At 36.5% G+C, this 11,021-nt stretch carries 8 protein-coding genes; 3 read left to right on the top strand and 5 right to left on the bottom strand.

Translation table 11 applies throughout. The features are described 5' to 3' along the window. The coding region (locus tag AC1M9F_RS03885; protein ID WP_481597111.1) for a type I secretion C-terminal target domain-containing protein at window positions 1–3,316 on the top strand (3,316 nt) is incomplete at its 5' end. A gap of 79 nt (window positions 3,317–3,395) precedes the next feature. Here the strand turns inward: AC1M9F_RS03885 and AC1M9F_RS03880 are convergent. Genes AC1M9F_RS03880 through AC1M9F_RS03870 form a run of 3 tightly spaced genes read right to left on the bottom strand, consistent with a single transcriptional unit; the run spans window position 3,396 to window position 6,512 of the window. Further along, window positions 3,396–3,593 carry a heavy-metal-associated domain-containing protein gene (locus AC1M9F_RS03880; protein WP_481597110.1) on the bottom strand — a complete coding sequence of 66 codons (198 nt, stop codon included), beginning with the start codon at window positions 3,591–3,593 and terminating at the stop codon, window positions 3,396–3,398. A 34-nt stretch (window positions 3,594–3,627) separates the two neighbouring features. After that, complete coding sequence (gene cueR / locus AC1M9F_RS03875) at window positions 3,628–4,023, bottom strand: Cu(I)-responsive transcriptional regulator (RefSeq protein WP_481597109.1); 396 nt, start codon at window positions 4,021–4,023, stop codon at window positions 3,628–3,630. A 23-nt stretch (window positions 4,024–4,046) separates the two neighbouring features. After that, window positions 4,047–6,512, bottom strand: a complete 2,466-nt coding sequence (locus tag AC1M9F_RS03870) for a heavy metal translocating P-type ATPase (protein WP_481597108.1) — start codon at window positions 6,510–6,512, stop codon at window positions 4,047–4,049. A 309-nt stretch (window positions 6,513–6,821) separates the two neighbouring features. On the opposite strand from AC1M9F_RS03870, the gene AC1M9F_RS03865 reads away from it, so the two are divergent. After that, window positions 6,822–7,436: an OmpW/AlkL family protein gene (locus AC1M9F_RS03865; protein ID WP_481597107.1), complete on the top strand. Its 615-nt coding sequence runs from the start codon at window positions 6,822–6,824 to the stop codon at window positions 7,434–7,436. Between the two features lie 68 nt (window positions 7,437–7,504). Here the strand turns inward: AC1M9F_RS03865 and AC1M9F_RS03860 are convergent, their stop codons facing one another. Then, a complete protein-coding gene (locus AC1M9F_RS03860; RefSeq protein WP_035268656.1) occupies window positions 7,505–8,113 on the bottom strand; it encodes a MarC family protein in 609 nt (202 codons plus the stop codon). A 34-nt stretch (window positions 8,114–8,147) separates the two neighbouring features. Next, on the bottom strand, window positions 8,148–10,184 hold the full coding sequence (locus tag AC1M9F_RS03855) for a choline transporter (RefSeq protein WP_481597106.1): 2,037 nt from the start codon (window positions 10,182–10,184) through the stop codon (window positions 8,148–8,150). Between the two features lie 248 nt (window positions 10,185–10,432). Between AC1M9F_RS03855 and betI the strand changes: the two genes are divergently transcribed. Continuing rightward, window positions 10,433–11,014 carry a transcriptional regulator BetI gene (gene betI, locus AC1M9F_RS03850; RefSeq protein ID WP_481597105.1) on the top strand — a complete coding sequence of 194 codons (582 nt, stop codon included), beginning with the start codon at window positions 10,433–10,435 and terminating at the stop codon, window positions 11,012–11,014. Window positions 11,015–11,021 lie beyond the last annotated feature (7 nt).

Here is an 11,021-nt window from a genome sequence, read left to right as displayed (position 1 = left end):
AAAAATCAAAGATACTTTAGAAACTGCAGTGAAAAAAGCTACAGCGGAAGAAGTAACTGAAGATGCAGCTGAAGAAGCATTAAAAGCTGCGATAGCAGAAGCAGAATTAGTTTCTGATTTACCAGACTCCATCCAAGCTAGTCTTAATCAAGCAATCGAAAATGCAAAAAATCTTGTGGGTAAGCCAGAGGCATCTGCAAAAGATTTTATTGAAGCCAAAGATGCGCTTGATTTAGCTGTGAAAAAGGCTGAAGTAGCCAAAATAGAATATGACAGTGTCATCATTAAAGCAGTTGATAATGATACGAAACTTGTATTTGATAAAATTAAATTACCAGAAGAAAATGAAGAAGAAGGTATTATTTATTCTCTTAAGGATTCTTACCCAGATAAAACTGTCGAGGGATATTTAGTAAAAGCCACTGGATTTGGTGTTGCTGATATTGGTGTGGGATCAGGAGCAGATGTTGGTGTCTTAAATTCACTATTTTCATCTGAAGTTGCCGACCCTAAGACTCTAGTAAGCAAAGATGGAGTTTACCTCACACTCAAAGTCGTTGAAGGTACTAAGCACGAGTTATCACTTGAGGGAACTGCTGGCGGGATTAAAGTTGGTCAGACTTTTGACTTGAAAGTTGAGAAGAAAATCCCAGGAACTAAGGATCAATGGGTAGTTGTACAAAATTATGATGATTGGTTGACTGTAGCTTTCTTGGGTGGAAAAAAACAAGGCCAAATTACGCTTGATGAACAAGGCGAATATCGTATCTCTTTGGTGAATAATGGTGGTATTAGTGCACTCGGTGGTGATGGTCTAGGTTTATTAGATCACAAGATGTATGATTTCACCAAAGCAGTAGATTTTAGTGGTTCTATAACTGGAAATCTGATTCGTGATGTTAATAATGGATCTGAAAATACAGATTCGGAAAATGGTCAAGACGTTTACGATATTAATCGTACGCCAGTATTAAAGAGTGTATCTATTGATGGAGTGGAGTCTCAAATCATTGATGGTTTAACGACAGTGCAAGGTAAATTCGGCGAGTTTGTATTTGCTCAGGATGGTACTTACACATATAGTGTCGATTCAAGCAAATTAAACTCAACTGAACAACTGGCTGTTACTGAATTATGGGGTCAACAAGAGATCATCTCTTATACAATTGTAGATCCGCAAACAGGTAAACCATCTACAGCGAAACTGACAATTGATATTGCACAAAAAATTAAGGAATTGGACATTGAATACCAAGAGGTATTGGTCAATATTGTTAATTCTGAGTCAAATTACATTAAAGAGAATCCTGCGTTTAAGACAACGTATGATCAAGGCGGTGTAATAAGTGTTGGTATAGGACCAATCGCAGGTATTAATGTTGCCGAAATTAAAAATCCACTTGAAATCAATGTTAAAGAAAATGAGATTCATAATATTTCATTAAGTTCACAAGCAGGTCACGTCATTGGTCTAGGATCAATGCAAGTTGATCTTCAGGTACTCAAATTTAATGACGTAACCCAACAATGGGATCTATATCTTCAAAAAGAAGAATGGTATAGAACTGTTGCTCTTGTAACAGGTGCAGGAGAATCTAAAGAAAACATCGATCTTGTTTTACCGGAAGGTCAATACAAAGTATTCCTCTCTACGGAACAAGGTGGACTAAGTGTAGGTGATATTTTAACTTTAAACGTTGATAGTTATACTGTCGAAACTTTTAAAATGGATGGTGGTTTATCAGCTGAAGGTCAACTTGGAAATGAATCTACAGATGGATTTGTAGTGTATCAAGTCAATGGGAAACCAGTTCCAAGTTCAAAAGAGGTTCAAGGTAAATATGGAAAGCTCATTGTCAAAGATGATGGCAGCTATGTTTATCAATTGAATGCTGATCATTCAGGTAAAGTCGGAGATGTGGATACATTCACTTACGCATTGAAAGGTCCGAATAATGAAATCGTTACTTCTACTTTAGATGTCAAACTTAGTGATCTTGATTTCTCTAATCCGACTTCACAAGATTCAAAAGTTTCAGTAGATAATGAAACTATATTTGCAGCTGATGAAGATTCTGGTTCCACGTCTGGTAGTGGTAAAAAACTGATTGTACTTAACACCTTTGATATTAAAAATCATAGTGTTCTGGAAATTGGTGATATTTTACTGTCTGCAAAAATTCAAAGCCTTAGTCAGCAAAGTGGTTCTTATAGTGTTTATCTTCGCAAAAAAGGTGATACCTCAAGCAAAATTTCTTTAACTGATAAATTTGGTAATGTTATAGATGGAGCTAATGGTGCTAACAAAATTTCAAATGATAGAAAACAATTTGAGATTAAAAATATTAATCTCCAAAATTTAGAAGCTGGTGAATATGAGTTAGTTTTAGAGATAACCCCACCAGGTTCCTATGTTGTTAGCTATGATGTGAAGTATGGTGAATCTAAGCTTTATGTTCTAAATCCAGAAAGTTATAAATTAGACAGCACAAACTATACTGTTACTGTTAATGCAGATAAAACATTTGCATACCTTAACAGAACCGCTCAAGGCAACATACTGAATGACCAATCGAAAGATCTGTTGGAAAATTCTTATATTTACAATGGTGATAGTCAGTCAAATGTCACAATCGAGTTTAGAGGTAAAAAACTGCAATTGACGGACAGTAAAACTGATTATGTATTAAATAATGAAAATGTGGTGAATTCTACAACAGAGAATTATTTAACGGTATCTGGGTTATATGGAGATTTGAAAGTATTTGTAGATGGTACTTATGAATATATTCGTAAAGCTGAGTTTAACGGAACTTTAGATGACTTCGATTGGAAATATGGGACAGAAGTATTTGAATACGCAGTCACAAGTATCAATGGAACGAAAAAAACCGGTGTAATTGAAATCAATGTAGGTGTCGATTTCAAAGGTTCGCAATACAATGAAACTGTTACAAGTACTGCTGGTGATGACACTTTCACATTAGGTGCTGGTGCTGATACATTAATCTTCAACGTACTTGAGAAAGCCGATGATGCAACAGGTGGAAATGGTTTTGATACTTGGTTGGATTTCGAAGTTGGTGTAGATAAGATTGATGTTTCTAAACTCTTGAGTGGTCAAACTGTGAGTAAAGATAATATTGGAGACTTTGTTTTTATTGATAAAGACTCTCAAGGCAATACTGTGATCAGTTTAGATAGAGATGGGGTAAATGGATCTCAATTCAACAAAACTGAATTACTGAATATTGGTCTACAAAATAATACGGATTTAACTTTGGAGCAGCTACTTCAAAACATTCAAATTATTTAATAATTCATAATAAAACGCATACTACGGTATGCGTTTTATCAAAAAAGGCGAAACAATGTTTCGCCTTTTTTATGGCAATTTAATCTTTTAATTCAGGAGGGAAACCATCTTCAGTCAAAACTTCAGCGATTTTTTCAAAGCTATATGTTGTACAAATATCTGCAATTTTGTTGGCAACATCTACATTGACGCTAGCATTAGGATCAAGTGACATTACTGAAGCAGTGACACCTTTAGCACAACCCGAACAACTAATATTTTCAATAAATAATTTCATAATAACCTCTTGCGTTAGTTAACATCTATTACTGTCACGATTGAATATGTTCAATTTTATTCAGAATACTGCAGTTTGAAGTCGAATCATTAGAGCACATCTGACTCGCAGCCTTTAATTTTAAAATCATTGATTGCATCGAATGAATTTGTTCTGTCAAAAAATGAATATGTTGATCTGTAATTTTTTTCACATCAGCACTTTTTCTGTCAGGATTTTTCCAAAGCTCAACTAATCTTTTGATTTGATCGATCGAAAAACCAAGATCTTTAGCATGTTTAATAAAACTTAAAGTCGAAAGGTCTTGCTCTGTGTAAACACGATAACCGCTAGCGCTTCTGATCGGAACAGAAATGAGATCGATTTTTTCGTAATATCGAATCATTTTAGCAGTTAAGCCTGAACGTCGTGCTAATTCGCCAATATTCATGATCTTTCCTTTGTTTTAAGCTGCTAATTTAATTTCAAAGTTTTGAGTCTTAAAGCATTCGCTAGTACAAATACCGAAGAAAGTGCCATTGCGATTGCGGCTAAAACAGGTGAGAGCAGGATACCTGTTAAGGGATAAAGGATACCTGCAGCAATTGGAATCAGACAAATATTGTATAAAAAAGCCCAGAACAGATTTTGATGAATATTTCTAATGGTCATTTCGCTTAATTTGATGGCTTTAGATAAGTTATTCAAATTTGATGAAATTAAAATAAGGTCAGCCGTTTCAATGGCGACATCTGTACCTGAACCTATCGCAATACCGACTTGAGCTTGTGCAAGTGCAGGAGCATCATTAATACCATCACCGACAAAAGCAACATTTCCATATTGTGTTTGAAGAGTCTCAACGATGTTTAACTTTTCATGTGGTTTGACCTGTGCATAAACTGCATTGATATTAAGTTGATTCGCCACATATTGCGCTGCATTTTGATGATCGCCAGTAATCAAAGCAATGTGCTTGTCGTTCTTTTTAAGTTGAGTCATAACCTCATGGGCTTCAGGTCTCAATTGATCAGTGATTAAAATAATTGATGCAATCTCACCATCGATGGAGACCGCGATTGGTGTTTGAGCTTCATCTAGTAATCTTTGATGTTGAGAGAGTGCATGAGAGATCTTAGCGTTTTCTCGAGTAATAAACTCTACAGATCCAATTTTAATATCCTGACCATTCAATTGTGCTTGAATGCCGAATCCTGAAATACTCTTAAATTCTGAAATTTCGATCATCTTTACACGATGATCGGATGCATATTGAACAATCGCTTTAGCAATTGGGTGCTCGGAGTTATATTCAAGAGATGCGACAGTTTGTAGAACCTGCTGAAGTGTAAATGGGGCGAAAATCTCGATATGACTAATCGCAGGTTGACCTATTGTTAAGGTTCCAGTTTTATCAAATGCAAATGTTGAAATTTCTCGAAGTTTTTGAAGTGAAGTCGCATTTTTAAATAAAATTCCGTGTTCAGCAGCACGTCCCGTCGCAACCATTATCGACATCGGGGTTGCAAGACCCATCGCACAAGGGCATGCAATAATCAAAACAGAAACGGCGTTAATCAACGCATAGCTGAGATTAGGTTCAGGTCCAAGCACAAACCAAGCGATGAAAGTAATCATCGAAATCAAGAGGATAACTGGAACAAACCATAATGTGATTTTATCGACTAAAGATTGTATGGGGAGCTTTTGTGTCTGAGCATTTTCAACCAACTGAATAATTGACGATAAAATGCTACTTTCAGTAGTATGTTTGGTTTCAATGACAAGAAATCCATTTTGGTTGATGGTTCCACCAACGACTTCTGAACCCATCAATTTGTGGATCGGAAAAGATTCACCACTGATCATTGATTCATCTACAAAGCCTTCACCTGAAATAACCACGCCATCTACAGGAATTTTTTCACCAGGCCGAACTTCAACCTGCATACCGATTGTAATTTTATCAATCGAGATATCTTTAGTCTGGAGGTCAGATACTCTAACCCGTGCTGTTTTAGGTTGTAAGCCAATCAGATGTTGAATCGCAGCAGAAGTTCGCCCTTTAGCTCGTGCTTCTAGATATTTGCCTAACAAAATAAATGTAATAATGAGTGTTGCAGGCTCGTAATAGACGTGTACTGACTGTTGTGGCAATAAACTTGGAAAGAACGTAGCAACAATAGAATATAAATAGGCAGCTCCTGATCCTAAACTCACCAAAGAATTCATGTCAGGATGTAAATTTATCAGTGACTTGATACCTTGTGTGAAAAAATGCCGTCCAGGTATAAAAATAACTAAAGTCGCAAGAATAAATTGGAATAACCAACTCTGATTTTGACTGATGTAAGTACTTATAAAATGATGAAATGAAGGCAAGAGGTGCGACCCCATTTCAATGATAAATATAGGTAAACTGAGTACAAGTGCGATAATAAAATGCTTGAGAATTTTTTTTGATTCAAGTTCGCGATCTGGAAGTGCTGTGATCGCTTGCTGTTCAAGTACAGCTTCAAACCCTGATCTTTCGATACGCTCAATAACTTGATCAACAGGAACTTGATAAAGTAGATCAATGCTTGCTATCTCAGTTGCCAAACTTACTTGTGCTGCTAATACACCTGATATTTTTAGTAAAGAACGTTCAACTCGGCTCAAACATGCAGCACAAGTCATGCCTAAAATTTTTAATTTTATTGTTGCCCATTTTTTAATTTTAAAACCTGTTTTATTTAAGGCTTGAATGATTTGTTGATCTGTTACGTCTGTTGTTAACTCAATTTGAGCTATTTCAGTGGCGAGGTTCACACTGGCATTTTGAATACCTTCGACTTTTTTCAATGAGTTTTCAACTCGGCTTACACAAGCAGCACAGGTCATTCCTTCAATGTTGATTTGAATAGATTTAGTTGAAGTAGATGACATACTTAACTCCATATGCTGATTGAAATAAGGTCATGATCATTCTAAACCTTCCCATTGTGGTAAGGTCAATAAGATTTGTTTCTTGTTTCATCATTACTGATTGGAATCCAAATTAGGCATATGTTCTTTCCTCACTTAAATTAAAAACAATATTCCAAAAATCCATTTAAATTGAATAAATTTTCTTAAATAAAAAATCATCAAAACAAATCAGAATAAAAAATAACCATCAAAAAGAATTATCGATATGATCTAAAGCATTCAATTCAATTGATTAACAATCTTCAAAATTTCAGATATTTATAAAAAATGGGTAATGATATGAATGATAAATTAAGTTTTGGTTTATTCGCGATTTTATTGAGTACCGTGGCATTAAGTTCTAATGCGCAAAGCGCAGATTATAAATGGAAGGTAAGAGGTGCGATTAGCAATATTGATCCCACATCTTCTCCAGGTAGTATTTTTAATCGAACAGCACCAGTTACAATAGATGATGCTTGGGGAGTCACTGGCACGATCTCTTATTTTTATACACCAAATATCGCATTTGATGTGTTAGTCGGTTTGCCACCTGAACATAAAATTAATGTTGCTGGTAATGAAGTCGCAAAAACAAAACATTTACCTCCAATTTTCAGTGTGCAATATCACTTCTTACCAAATGAAAAGTTACAACCTTATGTGGGTCTGGGCTTAAATTACACCTATTTTTTTAATGACCGATTATATAGTGGTGATAAGTTCGATCTCTCAGATTCTTTTGGTTGGGCTGGTCAAATAGGCGTAGATTACCAATTTAACCCTCAATGGAGTGTTGGTGCTGATATCCGATATGCGGATATCAAAACTGATGTAAAAGTAAATGGAGAAAAGGTAGGAAGTGTGGACGTAGATCCAACGGTGTATAGTTTAAATATCGGATATAGATTCTAAATATTAGGGTTTAAAAAAGGAGTCAATGCTAAGACTCCTTTTTTATAAATTTCAACAATAGTCTTCAATTAGCCATTGATGATCCCAGTAACACCAGTCACGATCATATCGATGGCAATCGTACCGATAAGCAATGCAGCAACACGCCCCACGATATCTACATATAAGTCGATATAATTAGAATATTTGTGCTGTAAATTATCATGCAAATATTTCATTAATATCAAAAGACTACAGGTTAAGAATAAGGTCATAAAGATGACTGTGATCGTCTGCCATAAACTTAATTGAATGCCTGTAATCACAGATGCAGAAATCGTTCCTGGACCGATCATAAATGGCATGGCGATTGTACCAGCCAAATGATTTGGTGCTCCACGCATGACCCCAATCGTATCAGCACCTTCAAATACATAACGATAACCAATCACCAAGAAAATGATCCCACCAAAAATTTGGAAAGATTCAAATCGTGCATGAAGCACATCATTAAAAAAGGCTTCACCTGTTTTAGCAAAAATGACAAAAACCACAAAGCTAATCAAACTACCTTGGATCAGCGCCATATTAAAAACTTTTGCATCTGAATTTCGAATAATCCCAAGCATATAAATGCTCATTAAAAAGGGATTAAGCAACGAAAAAAATAGAGCAAAGGCGTTTAGACTTTCTGACATGGTCATTTTCCTTGTTTAGATGAGCTACTACTAACTAAATGTCACGATCAGGAAATTGTGGACGTTTACCTGGACTGATTCGGTTAATATGAAGGTACATCATATGACGTTCATATTTGTCCAAAATGTCGTTAATCACTTGTTCTTTGTTGTAACCGACCAAATCGTTACCTTGCGAACCTTCAAACAAGTAACTTTCTAAACGATAGTAATAACGCTTTGTTCGTTTAGCACGGGTACTAAAGTTAGGGGTGTCATAACGAACGGGCCAAATCTCATATACGAAATTTTCTTCTTCATTCAAGTGAATAATGAGGTCCAAATGATAAAGCTCAGCATTATCTTCAAGAGGCTTAGTATTCACATCGACTTTGACACCTTTGGATAAAAGTTCCTGTGCCACAGCATCCATTGCAGGTTTACACACATCATCTAACATTTTTAATGTTTGTTCATGGCTTGGATGAAGCATTACGCGACTGAGTCGCTTTTTCCAATTGAGAATATCCACATTGCCCACGACTGGCGCGGCATTTAAGCTAGTACTGGCTTGTCTGAAATCTTCCAACCTCAAGGATTTGTATAAACCCGCCATCACAAAGAATATGACAAAGCTAAAAGGCAGACCCATGATGATGGTTGTGTTTTGTAAGGCGGTAATACCATTTGCCATCAGCATCGCTAAGGTTAATAAACCAATGGCTATAGCCCAAAATACGCTGAGCCATCTTGGAGAGTCATGCTCGATATTGGTGAATTTTGTCGTGAAATTACCCAAAACAAGAGCGCCTGAGTCTGCAGAAGTGACGTAAAATAATAATCCTGTTATTGTTGCGATACCTGCTAAGAAGGTAAAACCAGGATATTGTGCAAGTAGGTCATAGAAACCATGCGCTGGATTTTCTAAAACGGTTGTTGCAAGTTGTGCATTACCATCAAAAATTACATTGTGAAGTGCACTATTTCCAAAGATGGATAACCAAGTCAGTGTAAATAGTAGAGGAATAATCAACGTACCAAATACAAACTCACGAATGGTACGACCACGAGAAATTCGTGCTAAAAACAGACCGACAAATGGCGACCATGCAATCCACCAAGCCCAAAAGAAAAGCGTCCAACTGTTCATCCATTCTTTAGGTTGTTCGAATGGAAAACTCATTAAACTCAATTTCGGGAATTGACTGAGGTAATCACCTAAATTTTGGATTAAGCCTGCGAGTAAGAATTCTGTATTACCAATCAAAAGAATAAAGAGGAGTAATCCAATCGAGACATAGATATTGATTTCAGAAAGTACGCGAATCCCTTTATTCACACCTGCCGTTACTGAAATTACAGTAATGACCACCGCGATCCCGATTAGACCAGCTTGAATCCACAAATTTTCAGGTAGATCGAAAAGAACATGAAGACCATAATTGAGTTGTACGACACCAATACCACAGGTAGTCGCGATACCAAAAATTGTACCTAAGACGGCTGCTGTATCTACAGTATGACCTATAGGGCCGTTAATTTTTTTTCCAAAAATAGGGTAGAGAGCTGAACGGATCGTAAGGGGAAGGTTATAACGATAACTGAAGTAACCTAAGGCTACACCAACCAATGCATACATGCTCCAACCAGTTAAACCATAATGAAACAAGGTCCATACCATGGACTGACGTGCTGCTTCAAAGGTTTGTCCTTCACCCACAGGTGGGTTCATGTAATGCGATAAAGGTTCAGCCACGGAAAAGAACATGAGATCAATACCAATACCCGCAGAAAAGAGCATTGCAGACCAACTTAGTAAACTAAATTCAGGCTTAGAGTGTTTAGGTCCTAATTTAATTTCGCCATATCGAGAGCATGCGATAAATACAATAAAGACAAAATAGATTGTCGCAGCCAACAGGTAATACCAACTAAAGGTTCTGCTTACCCAATCGAGGGTTTGTGTAATGACGTTATTAGCATCTTCATTAAACAAAATTGTGGTGATCGAAAACAAAAGTATCAATGATGCTGATACATAAAACACGACCTTATTCAAACTATCCTGCGTTTGATCATTTTTGTTATGCATAAATCAGTGACCATTCAATGAGTAATGAAATGATCTACAGCGCAGTTCGATTTATATCCTGATAGAAGCTTGCTTGATCCACAATTACAAACTTTTGCAAATACAAAACAAACTGAGCTGTACATCATGGAAGTAATAGCACTATAATTTTTATTGATTGAACGTTCAATTAAAAAAACGTTTACTAATGTTACAGCGTTCTTATTGATAAACGCTAATTATAATCTCCTGTAAGTTTAGGTCATCTTATGCCAAAAGTTGGTATGCAACCCATTCGTCGTCAACAATTGATTGATGCCACTCTCTCCACTGTAAATGAGCTCGGTTTTGCTGATGCATCCATTCAACAGATCGCGCAAAGAGCAGGTGTCTCCACGGGTATTATTAGTCATTATTTTGGTGGCAAGAATGGATTGATTGAGGCAACCATGCGCTATTTACTACAGCAACTTGGAGAAAGTGTAAGGGATCTAAAATCAGAGGTTGGACATTCTCCAGAAGATCGTTTAATGGCGATTGTTAAAGCGAATTTTGCTACTCCTCAGACCAATCAAGCCGCGATGAAAGTATGGCTCGCGTTTTGGGCTATTAGTTTGCATCAACCCGATCTACACCGATTACAGCAAGTGAATCACTGTCGTCTACATTCAAATTTAAAACATGAGTTTTTAAAACGTTTAAGCCCCCTAAAAGCTGAGCAAGCAGCTCAAGGGTTGGCTGCATTAATTGATGGGTTCTGGTTAAGGGGTGCATTAACAAGAAGTGATATTGATACTGATCTTTCTATCCGTCTTTGCCATGCCTTTATCCAGCAGCAACTTACACAATAATTTTTAA

It is taken from the genome of Acinetobacter sp. ANC_7504 (assembly GCF_056779995.1).
The sequence above is the reverse complement of the archived record's forward strand: the minus strand, read 5'-3'. Positions and strand labels throughout refer to the sequence as shown.

What these genes read in the sequence shown, in the direction of transcription:
- AC1M9F_RS03880 (WP_481597110.1), bottom strand. Translation starts at nt 3,593, where the DNA reads ATGAAATTATTTATTGAAAATATTAGTTGTTCGGGTTGTGCTAAAGGT.
- cueR (WP_481597109.1), bottom strand. Translation starts at nt 4,023, where the DNA reads ATGAATATTGGCGAATTAGCACGACGTTCAGGCTTAACTGCTAAAATG.
- AC1M9F_RS03860 (WP_035268656.1), bottom strand. Translation starts at nt 8,113, where the DNA reads ATGTCAGAAAGTCTAAACGCCTTTGCTCTATTTTTTTCGTTGCTTAAT.
- AC1M9F_RS03855 (WP_481597106.1), bottom strand. Translation starts at nt 10,184, where the DNA reads ATGCATAACAAAAATGATCAAACGCAGGATAGTTTGAATAAGGTCGTG.
- AC1M9F_RS03865 (WP_481597107.1), top strand. Translation starts at nt 6,822, where the DNA reads ATGAATGATAAATTAAGTTTTGGTTTATTCGCGATTTTATTGAGTACC.
- betI (WP_481597105.1), top strand. Translation starts at nt 10,433, where the DNA reads ATGCCAAAAGTTGGTATGCAACCCATTCGTCGTCAACAATTGATTGAT.
- AC1M9F_RS03870 (WP_481597108.1), bottom strand. Translation starts at nt 6,512, where the DNA reads ATGGAGTTAAGTATGTCATCTACTTCAACTAAATCTATTCAAATCAAC.